This is a genomic window from Variovorax sp. LjRoot84 (assembly GCF_964254305.1).
Lineage (GTDB): Bacteria > Pseudomonadota > Gammaproteobacteria > Burkholderiales > Burkholderiaceae_C > Variovorax.
The window spans coordinates 5161162-5175817 of sequence record NZ_CAXUTE020000001.1; the positions used below are offsets into that span (position 1 = coordinate 5161162).

General features: G+C 65.5%; 13 protein-coding genes. 5 read left to right on the plus strand and 8 right to left on the minus strand.

The genetic code is table 11. From position 1 onward, the window contains the following. Nucleotides 1–71 precede the first annotated feature (71 nt). The 3 genes from ACSQ9I_RS25520 to ACSQ9I_RS25530 all read left to right on the plus strand — a co-directional run bounded on the left by ACSQ9I_RS25520 (nt 72) and on the right by ACSQ9I_RS25530 (nt 5034). Complete coding sequence (locus ACSQ9I_RS25520) at nt 72–2999, plus strand: ribonucleoside-diphosphate reductase subunit alpha (RefSeq protein ID WP_436314932.1); 2928 nt, start codon at nt 72–74, stop codon at nt 2997–2999. 150 nt (nt 3000–3149) lie between these two features. Next, on the plus strand, nt 3150–4376 hold the full coding sequence (locus tag ACSQ9I_RS25525; protein WP_436314933.1) for a ribonucleotide-diphosphate reductase subunit beta: 1227 nt from the start codon (nt 3150–3152) through the stop codon (nt 4374–4376). A gap of 193 nt (nt 4377–4569) precedes the next feature. Next, the gene (locus ACSQ9I_RS25530) at nt 4570–5034 is read left to right on the plus strand and encodes a histone H1-like DNA-binding protein (protein WP_436315827.1); all 465 of its coding nucleotides are present in this window, start codon (nt 4570–4572) and stop codon (nt 5032–5034) included. A gap of 103 nt (nt 5035–5137) precedes the next feature. On the opposite strand, the gene ACSQ9I_RS25535 is transcribed toward ACSQ9I_RS25530, so the two are convergent. The 7 genes from ACSQ9I_RS25535 to ACSQ9I_RS25565 all read right to left on the minus strand — a co-directional run bounded on the left by ACSQ9I_RS25535 (nt 5138) and on the right by ACSQ9I_RS25565 (nt 11397). Then, complete coding sequence (locus ACSQ9I_RS25535; protein ID WP_093104056.1) at nt 5138–6040, minus strand: carbohydrate kinase family protein; 903 nt, start codon at nt 6038–6040, stop codon at nt 5138–5140. Nucleotides 6041–6083: 43 nt separating this feature from the next. After that, on the minus strand, nt 6084–7388 hold the full coding sequence (locus tag ACSQ9I_RS25540) for a zinc-ribbon and DUF3426 domain-containing protein (RefSeq protein WP_436314934.1): 1305 nt from the start codon (nt 7386–7388) through the stop codon (nt 6084–6086). 42 nt (nt 7389–7430) lie between these two features. Then, nucleotides 7431–8315 carry a 50S ribosomal protein L11 methyltransferase gene (prmA, locus tag ACSQ9I_RS25545; protein WP_436314935.1) on the minus strand — a complete coding sequence of 295 codons (885 nt, stop codon included), beginning with the start codon at nt 8313–8315 and terminating at the stop codon, nt 7431–7433. Between the two features lie 16 nt (nt 8316–8331). Next, nucleotides 8332–9681, minus strand: coding sequence for an acetyl-CoA carboxylase biotin carboxylase subunit (gene accC, locus ACSQ9I_RS25550; protein WP_436293614.1), 1350 nt, complete (start codon nt 9679–9681; stop codon nt 8332–8334). A gap of 2 nt (nt 9682–9683) precedes the next feature. Then, complete coding sequence (accB, locus tag ACSQ9I_RS25555) at nt 9684–10151, minus strand: acetyl-CoA carboxylase biotin carboxyl carrier protein (protein ID WP_093104050.1); 468 nt, start codon at nt 10149–10151, stop codon at nt 9684–9686. Between the two features lie 122 nt (nt 10152–10273). Beyond that, nucleotides 10274–10807 (minus strand): TlpA family protein disulfide reductase, encoded by a 534-nt coding sequence (locus ACSQ9I_RS25560; RefSeq protein ID WP_093104048.1) that lies wholly within the window; start codon nt 10805–10807, stop codon nt 10274–10276. After that, a complete protein-coding gene (locus ACSQ9I_RS25565) occupies nt 10804–11397 on the minus strand; it encodes a hypothetical protein (protein ID WP_093104047.1) in 594 nt (197 codons plus the stop codon). The genes ACSQ9I_RS25560 and ACSQ9I_RS25565 overlap by 4 nt, the downstream gene beginning before the upstream one ends. A 67-nt stretch (nt 11398–11464) precedes the next feature. Between ACSQ9I_RS25565 and mpl the strand changes: the two genes are divergently transcribed. Then, complete coding sequence (gene mpl / locus ACSQ9I_RS25570) at nt 11465–12868, plus strand: UDP-N-acetylmuramate:L-alanyl-gamma-D-glutamyl-meso-diaminopimelate ligase (protein WP_436314936.1); 1404 nt, start codon at nt 11465–11467, stop codon at nt 12866–12868. A gap of 4 nt (nt 12869–12872) precedes the next feature. Then, nucleotides 12873–13373, plus strand: a complete 501-nt coding sequence (locus tag ACSQ9I_RS25575; RefSeq protein ID WP_436305438.1) for a cupin domain-containing protein — start codon at nt 12873–12875, stop codon at nt 13371–13373. A gap of 16 nt (nt 13374–13389) precedes the next feature. On the opposite strand, the gene ACSQ9I_RS25580 is transcribed toward ACSQ9I_RS25575, so the two are convergent. Further along, the gene (locus ACSQ9I_RS25580; protein WP_436314937.1) at nt 13390–14508 is read right to left on the minus strand and encodes a 3-deoxy-7-phosphoheptulonate synthase; all 1119 of its coding nucleotides are present in this window, start codon (nt 14506–14508) and stop codon (nt 13390–13392) included. Nucleotides 14509–14656 lie beyond the last annotated feature (148 nt).

Sequence of the window (14656 nt, forward strand, 5' to 3'; positions counted from 1 at the left end):
CGTGCTTCATGCCGAGCAACCGGCCGCAAGCGGCACCACCGCCCCAACAAGAATTGCCAACAGAGGAACGAATGCAAACTGCCCTGAACACCCCCGCCACACCTCGCGCCGTACCCTCGACGCTTCAAAAAAACGATGTTGCAGGCTCGCCCGCCGGCAACGCGCTCGCCCACTACCAGATCATTCGCCGCAACGGCGCGGTCGTGCCCTTCGAGCCCAACAAGATCGCGATCGCGATGATGAAGGCCTTCCTCGCGGTGCACGGCACCCAGGGCGCGGCTTCCGCCAGCGTGCGCGAGACGGTCGACAACCTGACCCAGGGCGTGGTCCGCGCTATGGTGCGCTCGCGTCCGGGCGGCGGCACCTTCCACATCGAAGACGTGCAGGACCAGGTCGAACTCGGCCTGATGCGCGGCGGCCACCACGAGATCGCGCGCGCCTACGTGCTGTACCGCGAGCGACGCTCGCAGGAACGCTCGAAGTCGGGCGAACAGGACGCGCAGATCGCCGTTTCGACGCTGCACGTGCTCGACCGCGGCGAGCGCGTCGCGCTCGACCTCAACGAACTCAAGGGCCTGATCGAATCCGCCTGCGAAGGCCTGGGCGACAGCATCACGGCCGGCCCGATCGTGGCCGAAACGATGCGCAACCTCTACGACGGCGTGCCGCTCGACGAGGTCTACAAGGCGTCGATCCTGGCGGCTCGCACGCTGATCGAGAAGGACCCCGACTACACCTTCGCCACCGCGCGCCTGCTGCTGCACACGATCTTCAAGGAGATCATCGGCCGCGAGGTGATGCCGGCCGAACGTGCCCAGGCCTACGCCGACTACTTCCCGCAGTTCGTCAAGAAGGGCGTCGACAACGAGCTGCTCGACGAGAAGCTGCTGCAGTACGACCTGAACCGCCTCGGCGCCGCGCTCAAGCCCCAGCGCGACCTGCAGTTCGACTACCTCGGCCTGCAAACCCTCTACGACCGCTACTTCCTGCACGTGCGCAAGACCCGCATCGAACTGCCGCAGGCTTTCTTCATGCGCGTGGCGATGGGGCTGGCCCTCAATGAAATCGACCGCGAAGCCCGCGCGATCGAGTTCTACGAAGTGCTGTCCTCCTTCGACTTCATGTCGAGCACGCCCACCCTGTTCAACAGCGGCACGCTGCGCTCGCAGCTCTCGAGCTGCTACCTGACCACGGTGCCCGACGACCTCGACGGCATCTACGAGTCGATCAAGGAAAACGCCCTGCTGTCCAAGTTCGCGGGCGGCCTGGGCAACGACTGGACCCGTGTGCGCGCGCTCGGCAGCCACATCAAGGGCACCAACGGCGAGTCGCAGGGCGTGGTGCCCTTCCTCAAGGTGGTGAACGACACCGCGGTGGCGGTCAACCAGGGCGGCAAGCGCAAGGGCGCGGTCTGCACCTACCTGGAAAGCTGGCACCTCGACATCGAGGAGTTCCTCGAACTGCGCAAGAACACCGGCGACGACCGCCGCCGCACGCACGACATGAACACGGCGAACTGGATTCCCGACCTGTTCATGCGCCGCGTGATGGAAAAGGGCAGCTGGACGCTGTTCTCGCCCTCCAACGTGCCCGACCTGCACGACAAGTTCGGCACCGACTTCGAGACCGCCTACGCCGCCTACGAAGAGAAGGCCGCGCGCGGCGAGATCAAGCCGAGCCGCACGGTCCAGGCCACCGATCTCTGGCGCAAGATGCTCACGATGCTGTTCGAGACCGGGCATCCGTGGATCACCTTCAAGGATGCCTGCAACGTGCGCTCGCCTCAGCAGCATGCCGGCGTGGTCCATTCGTCGAACCTGTGCACCGAGATCACGCTCAACACCAGCGACACCGAAACCGCGGTCTGCAACCTCGGCTCGGTCAACCTGCTGCAGCATCTGAAGGACGGCAAGGTCGACCAGGAAAAGCTCCAGCGCACGATCTCGACCGCGATGCGCATGCTCGACAACGTGATCGACATCAACTACTACGCGGTCAAGAAGGCGCGCGACTCCAACCTGCGCCATCGCCCGGTCGGCCTCGGCGTGATGGGTTTCCAGGACGCGCTGTACGAGCTGCGCATTCCCTACGCCTCGCAGGAAGCGGTGCAGTTCGCCGACGAGTCGATGGAAGCGATCTGCTACCACGCCTACTGGGCCTCGACCGAACTGGCGCGCGAGCGCGGCAAGTATTCGAGCTACAAGGGCTCGCTGTGGGACAAGGGAGTGCTTCCGCCGGACACGCTCGACCTGCTCGAGAAGGCGCGCGGCGGCTACGTCGACGTCGACCGCTCGTCCACGCTCGACTGGAATGCGCTGCGCCAGAAGATCAAGGCCGACGGCATGCGCAACTCGAACTGCGTCGCCATCGCGCCGACGGCGACCATCTCGAACATCATCGGCGTCGACGCCTCGATCGAGCCCTGCTTCGGCAACCTGTCGGTCAAGTCGAACCTCTCCGGCGAGTTCACCGTCATCAACCACTACCTGGTGCGAGACCTCAAGCGCCTGGGCCTGTGGGACGACGTGATGGTGATGGACCTCAAGCACTTCGACGGCTCGCTGCGCCCGATCGACCGCGTACCGCAGGACGTCAAGGCGCTCTATGCCACCGCGTTCGAGGTCGAAACCACCTGGCTGGTGGAAGCCGCCGCGCGTCGCCAGAAGTGGATCGACCAGGCGCAGTCGCTCAACATCTACATGGCCGGCGCGTCGGGCAAGAAGCTCGACGACACCTACAAGCTCGCGTGGCTGCGCGGCCTGAAGACCACTTACTACCTGCGCACGCAGAGCGCGACGCACGCCGAGAAATCGACGGTGCAATCGGGCCGGCTCAACGCGGTGTCCTCGGGAAGCAATGGCAGTGGCGACGCATCTTCGTCGGGCATGAGTGCGCTCGAAGCGGCTGCGCTCGCAGCGCAAGCGCAGCTGAGTGCGATGCCGGCGACCGACATCGCGTTCTGCGGCGTCGACGATCCGACGTGCGAAGCGTGCCAGTGATGTCAGCGTGAAGTTGCCGTGATTCGCGGCATCGCCTGACAAATGGCGATGCATGCGAACAACATAACGGCAACATAATTGGAGCGCGATGTGAAGCAGCACTTTGCAACTCACATCGTTGCTCACATAATTTGAGCATTGGATTTTTCTATGTTGACCTGGGACGAAGAAGTCAAGCCCTCCTTGCCAAAGGATCTGCAACAAGGATTGCGGCACTCATCAAACAACGACGCGACCGTCGGTCGCTCGTCGGAGTTCCCGACTTCGCAAATTGCTCCTATCGCCCCGACTTTGCGCACACTCGATGATGGCGCCGCACTGCGGCCTGCTCCGGCTTCCATGCCGCAAGCACAGGCCGCGCGCCGCGTGAAGGCCGCCGACAAGCGCATCATCAACGGCCAGACCGACGTCAACCAGTTGGTTCCGTTCAAGTACAAGTGGGCCTGGGAGAAGTACCTCGCCACCTGCGCCAATCACTGGATGCCGCAGGAAGTGAACATGACGCGCGACATCGCGCTCTGGAAAGACCCGAACGGCCTGACCGAAGACGAGCGCCGCATCGTCAAGCGCAACCTCGGCTTCTTCGTGACCGCCGATTCGCTGGCCGCCAACAACATCGTGCTGGGCACCTACCGCCACATCACGGCCCCCGAGTGCCGCCAGTTCCTGCTGCGCCAGGCCTTCGAGGAAGCGATCCACACGCACGCCTACCAGTACATCGTCGAGTCGCTCGGCCTGGACGAGAGCGAGATCTTCAACGCCTACAACGAGGTGCCGTCGATCCGCGAGAAGGACCAGTTCCTGATCCCCTTCATCGAAGCCATCAGCGACCCGCACTTCCACACCGGCACGCACGAGAACGACCAGACCCTGCTCAAGTCGCTGATCGTCTTCGCCTGCCTGATGGAGGGCCTGTTCTTCTACGTCGGCTTCACCCAGATCCTCGCGCTGGGCCGCCAGAACAAGATGACCGGCGCCGCCGAGCAGTACCAGTACATCCTGCGCGACGAGTCGATGCACTGCAACTTCGGCATCGACCTGATCAACCAGTTGAAACTCGAGAATCCGCACCTCTGGACCGCGGAGTTCAAGGCCGAGATCAAGGCCCTCTTCCTGAAGGCCGTCGAGCTCGAGTACCGCTACGCCGAAGACACCATGCCTCGCGGCGTGCTCGGCATGAATGCCTCCATGTTCAAGGGCTACCTGCGCTACATCGCCAACCGGCGCGCGCAGCAGATCGGCCTGGAAACGCTCTTCCCGAACGAGGAAAACCCGTTCCCCTGGATGAGCGAAATGATTGACCTGAAGAAGGAGCGCAACTTCTTCGAAACCCGCGTGATCGAGTATCAGTCGGGTGGTGCGCTCTCCTGGGATTGAATCGTTCCGACAAATAAAGTGAGTTCAAGAATTGCTTTCGCCGGCTACACGCACCGAAGAGTGCGGCGGCGAAAAGCTCAGGTGTTCATGGTGCTGGGGCTTGCTCCAACGCCATGAATCGCTTCACGCTACCAACATGCGTGGAGTGCTTCAAAAGGTTGATTTTTTCAACTTGATCAAGGAGAAAATAGAAATGGCAACTGCAAAGAAAGCGCCGGCCAAGAAAGCCGCTGCAAAGAAGGCTCCGGCTAAGAAGGTCGCCGCCAAGAAGGTCGTAGCGAAGAAGGCTCCTGCCAAGAAGGTAGCAGCCAAGAAGGCACCGGCGAAGAAGGCCGCAGCGAAGAAGGCTCCTGCCAAGAAGGTAGCAGCGAAGAAGGCTCCTGCGAAGAAGGCAGCAGCCAAGAAGGCTCCTGCGAAGAAGGCAGCAGCCAAGAAGGCGCCGGCGAAGAAGGCCGCCGCGAAAAAGGCGCCTGCCAAGAAAGCGCCTGCGAAAAAGGCTGCAGCCAAGAAGCCTGCTGCCAAGAAAGCAGCGAAAAAGCCTGCTGCCAAGAAAGCCGCGAAAGCGCCCGCCAAGGCAGCCGTAGCGCCTGCTCCTGCAGCGCAAACGACGCTGAACCCCCAGGCAGCCTGGCCGTTTCCGACGGCCAGCAAGCCCTGAGTCGTTCAGCGGCCTTGAAGGCACAAAGCCCGGCACCGCAAGGTGCTGGGCTTTTTTATGGTTGGCCCGGCACCGAAGACAGGTGCTGGGCTTTTTTATGGGCTCAGAGGCCGAGCGCCTTCCGATCCACCTGGTAATTCTGCGGCCCGCGTTGCGCGATCTTGAGCGCGCCGATGCGGTTGCCCAACGCAGCGCAACGCGCGAGCGGCCAGCCCTGCTCCAGCCCGAACAGCAGCGCGCCGCGCCATGCATCGCCGCAACCCGTCGGCTCGACCACGGCCGTCGGCTTCACGCCGGGCACGTGCTCGCGCTCGCCTTCGGTCCACACTTCGCAGCCTTCGGCGGCCAGCGTCACGACCAGTCCGCGCACACGCTTCGAGATCTCAGCAAGGCTCCAGCCCGTGCGCTGCGAGAGCATCTTTCCCTCGTAGTCGTTGACCACCACCCAGCTGGCCAAGTCGACGAAATGCGCGAGTTCCTTGCCGTCGAACATCGGCAGGCCCTGGCCGGGATCGAACACGAAAGGGATGTCCGCAGCCTTGAGCTGCTCGGCATGCTGCAGCATCGCCTCGCGGCCGTCGGGCGCGATGATGCCGAGCCGGATGTCCTCGCGCGCCGCGATGCGCGTGATGTGCGCCTGCTGCATCGCGCCCGGGTGGAAGGCCGTGATCTGGTTGTTGTCGCGGTCGTTCATGATCATGGCCTGCGCGGTGAAGCTGTCGTCCACCTGCCGCACGAACTCGGTGCTGATGCCCAGCGTTCGCAGCCGCTCCAGGTAGTCGACGCCGTCGCTGCCGACCGTCGCCATCGGCAGTGCGGTGCCGCCTAGCGCGTTGAGGCTGTAGGCGATGTTGCCCGCACAACCGCCGAAGTCGCGCCTGAGGCCGGGCACGAGAAAGGACACGTTGAGGATGTGCAACTGGTCCGGAAGGATCTGATCGGCGAACCGTCCCTCGAAAGTCATGATGGTGTCGAACGCGAGGGAACCGCAAATCACTGCTGCCATGGATGAACCGTTGGTTGATTGAAAAAAGAAAAGAGCGCGCGGCTCAAGGATAGAAGGCCAGCACCCGGTAGCCTGCGATCGGCGCCAGTGCCGCGGCCTCGGGCCCGGTCAGCGCCAGCGGCAACGACGCCGCGCGCTCGGCACGGGCGGGCAGGACGGGCGGCGCGCCGAACTCGGCCGGCATGAGCACGCGCCGGATCACGGCACGCTCCTGCATGTCGAGCAAGGACAACTCGACCGCGGGCATCGCGAGCGGCACGGTGGCGGCATTGCGCAAGGTGAAGCTGAGGCGGTAGGCATCGCCGCTTTTCTCGCGCGCGAAGGAGGCGCCATCGATCGTGATGTCGCCGATCTGGCGCAGCGCCGAGAGCTCGCAGCCCGTCAGGCTGCACAGCGCCGCGAGCGCGGGACGCAGCCCCGGCTGGCGAGCGGCGACGAGGTCGCGCTCCTGATGCAATACCTGCACGAGCAGAAGAAGCGCAGCCAGCACGGCCACGACGATCAGGGAGCGCCGCACCGCTGGCCGCTGCCAGAATGCCGATCCCTCGGCGGCGGCGCCCAAAAACCGAGGGCTGCGCCGAGCGAGCTCGATAGCAGGCTCAGGCTCGCTGGCGGCCAGCACCACGGGCGCCGATTCGCGCGCCGCCCGCTCTTCTCCGCGCGCCTTCGCCCTGGCGATCTTGGCGGACTTGGCACGCGCACGGCGCAGCGCCTTCTGCAGTTGCGCGTTGCCGGTGTCTTCTTCAGCCGCCGGCGGAGGTGGCGGCGACGGCCGTGGCGGTGGCGGCTCGCGGCCGATGGGCGGGGCGGCCGGCAGGTTCAGGTCGATGTTCGGGAATGGCGGAAGCGAGGGATAAGGCGGAATCACTTGCGCTTCGGCTGCACGCATCGGCTGCGAGCGCTGGGGCCAGGGCTCGTCCGCAACGACGCCGACAGCGAACGACAGCGGATCGGATGGCGCCGAGGTCTTGGACGCAGGCGGCGGCGGCACGGCGACGGGCGGCTCGGCGACCGGTGGTTCGATCTCTTGTTCGTCGTCGAGGAAGTCCGCCTCCTCGAGGTTCCGCACGGATTCCTCGTCCGCGGGCCACTCTGCCACTTCGTCCAGCTCAGTTTCGATCGGCGGATCGGCGTCGGGCGGCACGCTGCTGGTGCCTTCGTCGGGCGCCGACGTCGGTGCGACTGCCGCGGGTCCAGGCGCCGAATCGGGCGCTTCATGCAGATCGACGGTCGCGTCGAACACCTCGCTGCACCGGCCGCAGCGCACCCACCCGTCGGAGATGCGAAGCTGGTCCCTCACCACCTTGAAAGTGGTGGCGCAGGCGGGGCAGCGAGTGACCAGGCTCATGAGGCGCCGATTGTAGGGTCGACCTCCAGCGTCGAGGACGATCTAGAGGGCCGCGGTCATCAGAATCCAGCCGTCCTCGCTGTCGCTCACTTCCAGCGCTGCATAGGGCGCATAGGCGAGCTTCAGTTCGTCGGCCTGGCGCTCGAGGATGCCCGCCAGCACCAGCGAACCGCCCGCTGCGACGTGCTCGCACAGCAAAGGCGCAAGCACCTTCAGCGGCGTGGCGAGGATGTTGGCGAGCACGATGTCGTAGCGGCCAGTTGCCAAGTCGGACAGGCCGGCCTTCAGTTGCACCTCGTTCGCCTCAGCGTTGAGCCGCGTCGAATCCACGGCGGCTTCGTCGATGTCGACGGCGTCGATGTCGGTCGCGCCGAACTTGGCCGCGCCGATCGCCAGGATGCCGGAGCCGCAACCGTAGTCGAGCACGCGCTTCCCACGGGGCTCCCCGCGCGTTGCGATCCAGCGCAGGCACATGCGCGTGGTCGGGTGCGTGCCGGTGCCGAAGGCAAGACCCGGGTCCAGCCGGATGACCTGCTGCGCTTGCGCCGGCGGTTCGTGCCAGGTGGGCACGATCCAGAACTCGGGGGTGATTTCGACCGGTGCGAACTGGGACTGCGTCAGCCGCACCCAGTCCTGCTCGGGCACCTCGGTCAATCCAAGCACCTCGCAATCCACAAAGAAGTCCTGCGCGGCCAGCACCGCAGCAGCCTCCCGCGCCTGCGCCTCGGCGGCAAACAAGGCGATCACCCGGGAGCGCTGCCAGCCTCCCTTGGGCGGCGGCATGCCCGGCTCGCCGAACAGGGCCTGCTCGGCATCGGTCTGGGCATCCGCGTCCTCGACCGAAACGCTCAGCGCGTCGAGCGCCTCGAGCGCATCGCTGACGGTTTCGACGCGATCTTCCGGCGCGAGCAGGCGGAGTTCGAACACGGTGCCGCGGTCCCGCTCAGCGCTTGTGGGCCGCGAGCCACTCTTCGAGGTAGTGGATGTTGGTGCCGCCGCTCATGAACTTGGCGTCGACCATCAACTCGCGGTGCAGCGGGATGTTGGTCTGGATACCCTCGATCACCGTTTCGCTCAACGCCGTGCGCATGCGCGCCAAGGCCTGGTCGCGGGTATCGCCATGCACGATGATCTTGCCGACCATCGAGTCGTAGTTCGGCGGCACGAAGTAGTTGGTGTAGACGTGCGAATCCACGCGCACCCCCGGCCCGCCCGGCGGATGCCACATCGTGATGCGGCCCGGCGAGGGCGTGAACTTGTAGGCGTCTTCGGCATTGATGCGGCACTCGATCGAGTGGCCGCGCATCTCGATCTGGCGCTGCGTGAACGGCAGCTTCTCGCCGGCGGCGACCATGATCTGCGTCTTCACGATGTCGATGCCGGTCGTGAATTCGGTGACCGGGTGCTCCACCTGCACGCGCGTGTTCATCTCGATGAAGTAGAACTCGCCGTTTTCGTAGAGAAACTCGAAGGTTCCGGCGCCGCGGTAGCCGATCTTCTTGCAGGCGGCCGCGCAGCGCTCGCCGATCTTCTCGATCAACTTGCGCGGGATGCCCGGTGCGGGCGATTCCTCGATCACCTTCTGGTGGCGCCGCTGCATCGAGCAGTCGCGCTCGCCCAGGTAGACCGCGTTCTTGTGCTTGTCGGCGAGGATCTGGATCTCGATGTGGCGCGGGTTCTGGAGAAACTTCTCCATGTAGACCGATGGATTGTTGAAGGCCGCGCCGGCCTCCGCCTTGGTCATCTGGATCGCATTGACCAGCGCCGCCTCGGTGTGCACCACGCGCATGCCGCGCCCGCCGCCGCCGCCCGCCGCCTTGATGATGACCGGATAGCCGATCGCCCGGGCGATGCGCTTGTTGGTCGAGGAATCGTCGGACAGTTCGCCCTCCGAGCCGGGCACACAGGGGACGCCAGCCTTGATCATGGCCTGCTTGGCCGAGACCTTGTCGCCCATGATGCGGATCGATTCGGGCGTGGGGCCGATGAATTGAAAACCGCTCTGCTCCACGCGTTCGGCGAAGTTGGCGTTCTCGCTCAGAAAGCCGTAACCCGGGTGGATCGCCTCGGAGTCCGTCACTTCGGCCGCCGAGATGATCGCCGGCATGTTCAGATAGCTCTGCGAGGAAGGGGCCGGGCCGATGCATACCGCTTCCTCGGCCAGCTTCACGTATTTGGCATCGCGATCGGCCTCAGAATAGACCATCACGGCCTTGATACCCAACTCGCTACAGGCGCGCTGGATGCGCAGCGCGATTTCGCCGCGGTTGGCGACCAGTATCTTCTTGAACATGGTCACTCGATGATGAACAGCGGCTGGCCGTATTCGACCGCCTGACCGTTTTCGCCGAGGATCTGTGTGATGGTGCCGGCCTTGTCGGCCTCGATCTCGTTGAGGATCTTCATCGCCTCGATGATGCAGACCGTGTCGCCTTCCTTGACCTGGCTGCCGATCTCGACGAATGCGGGTGCACCGGGGCTGGAGGAGCGGTAGAAGGTGCCGACCATCGGCGACTTGATGGCATGGCCGACGGGCGCCGCCTCTGCGGCCGGCGCCGCCGCGACTGGCGCGGCGATGGCACCGGCCGGTGCTGCAGCGCCGATGGCCGGAGCCGGCGCGGCGACGGTTTGAATGTATTGAACCGGTGCGGCGACGCCGCCCTTGACGATGCGGACCTTGCCTTCGGTTTCAGTAATTTCCAGTTCGGAAATATTCGATTCGGACACCAGATCGATCAGTGTCTTGAGCTTGCGCAGATCCATGGGACTCCAGCGCCGGCTTTGCCGGCTATTAGGATTTAACTCGCCTAAAAATCGGTGTTTTTCGGCGTATTTCGGCGTTTCGCCATCAACTGCCCGAACGGGCGAGCGATTCTAGCCGCGAACTAGGCCCGTCGCCATGCCTGGAGATCACCCGGCTCGAGCTTGCCCATTTTACGCGCCGCCACTGCGCCACCGGCATCGAGCACCAAGGTGAAGGGCAGACCGCCGGCCGTGTTGCCCAGGTTCTTGACCAGTTCCGTGCCTTGCAGCCCCGCCAGACCGATGGGGTAGCTGACCGGCGTCTTGGTCAGGAACTTGCGAACCGCGGTCGGCTGATCGATCGCCAGACCGACAACTTGCCAGCCGTTGGCCGCATTTTCGCGAAAGAACGCATCGAGCATGGGCATCTCCTCGACGCAAGGAGGACACCATGTGGCCCAGAAGTTGAGCAACAGCGGCTTGCCCCGCAGACTCTCGAACACCAGTTCGCCACCTTCGGGCCGATCGAAGCGCTGCGCCCAGAATGCGGCGTCCAGCTGCTCGCCGCCGGCCGCGCCGCCCCGGCGGTGCCACAGAGCACCGCCCAGACCGGCAACGGCCGCCACCGCGGCGACGCCGCCATAGAGCCAGGCCCGGCGCGTGGGGCTCGAAGTCATCCACTGTCCTTTTCTATCAGCCGCCTGAGCGCGGCCAGGTTGCCACGCGGGATGCGGCCCTGCGCGTCAGGCTTGAGCGCGCCTCGCAGATCGTCGAGGTCGTACACCAGCAGATGCACGCCAATCTCCTCGCCGAGTGCCCGGCTCGCCACATGAACGCTGAGGGCTTCGACCTGCTCGCCATGGAAGCCGGTGACCATGCGCGGCTCGTAGTCGACATGGTGGTCGATGAGCGCGATCTCGGCGGACTTCGGGTCGTCGCAGAAGAGCTGGATGTAGATGTCCGACAGGCGCGTCGCCGTGCCGTGCCACACGGCGCCGCCGATGTGAGGCCGGAACTGCGCCATCCGCTCCATCCATTCGAGCGCCAGCTGGCGCAGCGCGTGCAATTCCTTGGGCTGGGTGTCCGCGCAATAGAGCTGGATGTAATCCCGCACCTCGGCCTCGATCTCGTCGTTGTTCGGCAGCGGCGTACGCACAGGCAGACCCAGGTCGCGCAGCGCACGGCGCTTGGCGGGGCCGTACTCCAGCCCTTCCTCGACGACGAGGCGGGCCGCAGCGGCGGCAATTTCCTGCTTGGACGTGTCCATCGGCCCATTTTGCCCGCAGTAAGGCACCGGCAGAAGACCGGCCGCCCTGCGTCCCTAGAATCGACCGATGCATATTCACATCCTCGGCATCTGCGGCACCTTCATGGGCGGTGTCGCCGCATTGGCGCGCGAAGCCGGCCATCGGGTGACCGGTTGCGATGCCGGCGTCTATCCGCCGATGAGCGACCAACTGCGCTCGCTCGGCATCGAGCTGATCGAAGGCTACGACGCCGACCAGATGGCGCTGCGGCCCGATGTCTTCGTCATCGGCAACGTGGTGTCCCGCGCCCGGCTCGCCGACGGCACACCCAAGTTCCCGCTGATGGAAGCCATCCTCGACGCCGGCGCCAGCTACACCAGCGGCCCGCAATGGCTGGCGGAGCACGTGCTGCAGGGCCGGCATGTAATGGCCGTCGCCGGCACGCACGGCAAGACCACCACCACTTCGATGTTGGCCTGGATCCTCGAACGCGCCGGCCTGGCGCCGGGTTTCCTGGTGGGCGGTGTGCCGCTCGACTTCGGCGTCTCGGCCCGGCTCGGCAAGAACAAGTTCGTGATCGAAGCCGACGAATATGACACGGCCTTCTTCGACAAGCGCAGCAAGTTCGTCCATTACCGCCCGCGCACCGCGATCCTGAACAACCTGGAGTTCGACCACGCCGACATCTTCGACGACCTGGGGGCGATCGAACGGCAATTCCACCACCTCGTGCGCATCGTGCCGGGGACGGGGCGCGTGGTCGTCAACGCCACCGAGGAGAGCCTGCAGCGCGTGCTGGCCCAGGGCTGCTGGAGCGAACTGGCCCGCTTCGGCGCCGGCGGCGAATGGCAGGCCCATGGGCCGCACGACGCGTTCGAGGTGCTGCGCCAAGGCGAGCAGGTCGGCCGCGTCGAATGGGCGCTGTCCGGCCTGCACAACCAGATGAATGCGCTCGCCGCGATCGCCGCCGCGGAGCATGTGGGCGTGGCGCCGGCCGAAGCGGCCGGCTTTCTGGCCAGCTTCCGCAACGTGCGCCGCCGCATGGAGCTGCGCGGCACCGTCGCGCGCGCGGGCGCAGCGATCACGGTCTACGACGACTTCGCGCACCATCCGACGGCGATCCGCACCACGCTCGACGGCCTGCGAAAGAAGCTCGACGCCGACGGCCACCAGGGCGAGCGCATCCTGGCCGCCTTCGAACCGCGCAGCAACACCATGAAGCTGGGCACCATGGCAGCCCAGCTGCCCTGGAGCCTTGAAGCGGCCGACCTCGCTTTCTGCCATAGCGGCGGACTGGAATGGGACGCTGCCGCAGCGCTCGCGCCGATGGGCGACCGGGCGCAGGTGGCCGGCGCGATCGAGCCGCTGGTGGCGCAGATCGTCGCGGCAGCGCGGTCGGGCGATCACATCGTCTGCATGAGCAACGGCGGTTTCGGAGGCGTGCACGAGAAGCTTCTTTCCGCCTTGCGCGCGACAGGCGCGGCAGAATAGGCTCATGCGCGCACAGGAGCTCATCGATACCCTGAATCTGCAGCCTCATCCCGAGGGCGGCTGGTTCCGCGAGGTGTTCCGCTCGACAGCGCAGGTCATGCCCGCCGATGGGCGGCCGGCCCGCCAGGCGCTCACTACCATCTATTTCCTGCTGGAAGCCCACCAGCATTCGCGCTGGCACCGTGTGGCGTCCGACGAAGTGTGGATCCATCTCGAAGGGGTTCCGCTCGCGCTCTGGACCAGCGATGGGGCGCTGCGCACGCCGCCGGTCCACCTGCGGCTGGGCCCGGTCGATGTCCACGGCACGCGACCGCAGCACACCGTTCCGGCAGGCCAGTGGCAAGCAGCCCGGCCCATCGTGTCGCAGGCCACCGACGACTACACGCTGGTCAGTTGCACCGTGGGACCCGGTTTCGACTTCAGCGATTTCTCGTTCATGCAACCCGAGGGCGACGAGGCGGCGCTGCTGCGCCACCACTGGCCGGAGCTGGCGGCGCTGATCTGAGCGCCGTCGCACCGATTCAGCCGCGGCGCTGTTTCACCGCTTGCGACAGCAGCTCCAGCACCTGGGCCGAATCGTCCCAGCCCAGGCAGGCATCGGTGATGCTCTTGCCGTATTCCAGCTCGGCCACGCGGTCCTTGCCGGCGCTGAACTTCTGGGCGCCCGCGCTCAGGTGGCTCTCGACCATCAGGCCGAACACGCTCTTGCTGCCGCCCGCAATCTGCGCGGCGATGTCCTTCGCCACGTCGATCTGCTTCTGGTGCTGCTTGCTGCTGTTGGCGTGGCTGCAGTCGACCATCAGCGTCGGCGGCAGCTTGGCGGCTTCGAGATCCTCGCAGGCGGCGGCCACGCTCGCGGCGTCGTAGTTGGGCGCCTTGCCGCCGCGCAGAATCACGTGGCAGTCCTTGTTGCCGTTGGTCTGCACGATCGCCACCTGTCCGTTCTTGTGCACCGAGAGGAAGTGGTGCCCGCGCGCCGCCGCCTGGATGGCGTCGGTCGCGATGCGGATGTTGCCGTCGGTGCCGTTCTTGAAGCCGATCGGCGCCGACAGGCCAGAAGCCAGTTCGCGGTGCACCTGGCTCTCGGTGGTGCGAGCGCCGATCGCGCCCCAGGAGATCAGGTCGCCGATGTACTGCGGCGAGATCACGTCGAGGAACTCGCTGCCGGCCGGCAGCCCCAGCCGGTTGATGTCGATGAGCAGTTGGCGCGCGATGCGCAGGCCCTCGTCGATGCGAAAGCTCTCGTCGAGGTAGGGGTCGTTGATGAGCCCCTTCCAGCCCACCGTCGTGCGCGGCTTTTCGAAGTAGACCCGCATCACGATCTCCAGCGTGCCGGCGTACTTCTCGCGCTCGGCCTTCAGGCGCCTTGCGTATTCGAGCGCGGCGGCCGGGTCGTGGATCGAGCACGGGCCCATCACGACCAGTAGCCGGTCGTCCTTGCCGGCCATGATGTTGTGGATGGCGCGGCGGGTGCCGGTGATCAGCGATTCGACCGGCGTGCCGCGGATCGGGAAGAAGCGGATCAGATGTTCGGGAGGGGGCAGCACGGTGATGTCCTTGATGCGTTCGTCGTCGGTTCGGCTGGTTTTCTCGACGCTCGCATACCAGTTCTCGGTGGCCGGGGCAGTGTTCGTGCTCATCGCTTCTTCCTTCACTTTGAAAATCATCGGGGCATAAAAAAACCGCCGGGGCTCGAGGCGCCGGCGGTTCTGGGAGGGTGTGTCAGTGTGCTTTACGCGCTCGCCTCTCGTCCGCCGGAATCCGGGAACCAAAAGTACGAAAAGAAAA

What these genes read in the sequence shown, in the direction of transcription:
- ACSQ9I_RS25565 (WP_093104047.1), bottom strand. Translation starts at nt 11,397, where the DNA reads ATGGACACGTCCAAGCAGGAAATTGCCGCCGCTGCGGCCCGCCTCGTC.
- ACSQ9I_RS25580 (WP_436314937.1), bottom strand. Translation starts at nt 14,508, where the DNA reads ATGAGCACGAACACTGCCCCGGCCACCGAGAACTGGTATGCGAGCGTC.
- ACSQ9I_RS25520 (WP_436314932.1), top strand. Translation starts at nt 72, where the DNA reads ATGCAAACTGCCCTGAACACCCCCGCCACACCTCGCGCCGTACCCTCG.
- ACSQ9I_RS25575 (WP_436305438.1), top strand. Translation starts at nt 12,873, where the DNA reads ATGCGCGCACAGGAGCTCATCGATACCCTGAATCTGCAGCCTCATCCC.
- ACSQ9I_RS25535 (WP_093104056.1), bottom strand. Translation starts at nt 6,040, where the DNA reads ATGGCAGCAGTGATTTGCGGTTCCCTCGCGTTCGACACCATCATGACT.
- ACSQ9I_RS25530 (WP_436315827.1), top strand. Translation starts at nt 4,570, where the DNA reads ATGGCAACTGCAAAGAAAGCGCCGGCCAAGAAAGCCGCTGCAAAGAAG.
- ACSQ9I_RS25525 (WP_436314933.1), top strand. Translation starts at nt 3,150, where the DNA reads ATGTTGACCTGGGACGAAGAAGTCAAGCCCTCCTTGCCAAAGGATCTG.
- mpl (WP_436314936.1), top strand. Translation starts at nt 11,465, where the DNA reads ATGCATATTCACATCCTCGGCATCTGCGGCACCTTCATGGGCGGTGTC.
- accC (WP_436293614.1), bottom strand. Translation starts at nt 9,681, where the DNA reads ATGTTCAAGAAGATACTGGTCGCCAACCGCGGCGAAATCGCGCTGCGC.
- accB (WP_093104050.1), bottom strand. Translation starts at nt 10,151, where the DNA reads ATGGATCTGCGCAAGCTCAAGACACTGATCGATCTGGTGTCCGAATCG.
- ACSQ9I_RS25540 (WP_436314934.1), bottom strand. Translation starts at nt 7,388, where the DNA reads ATGAGCCTGGTCACTCGCTGCCCCGCCTGCGCCACCACTTTCAAGGTG.
- ACSQ9I_RS25560 (WP_093104048.1), bottom strand. Translation starts at nt 10,807, where the DNA reads ATGACTTCGAGCCCCACGCGCCGGGCCTGGCTCTATGGCGGCGTCGCC.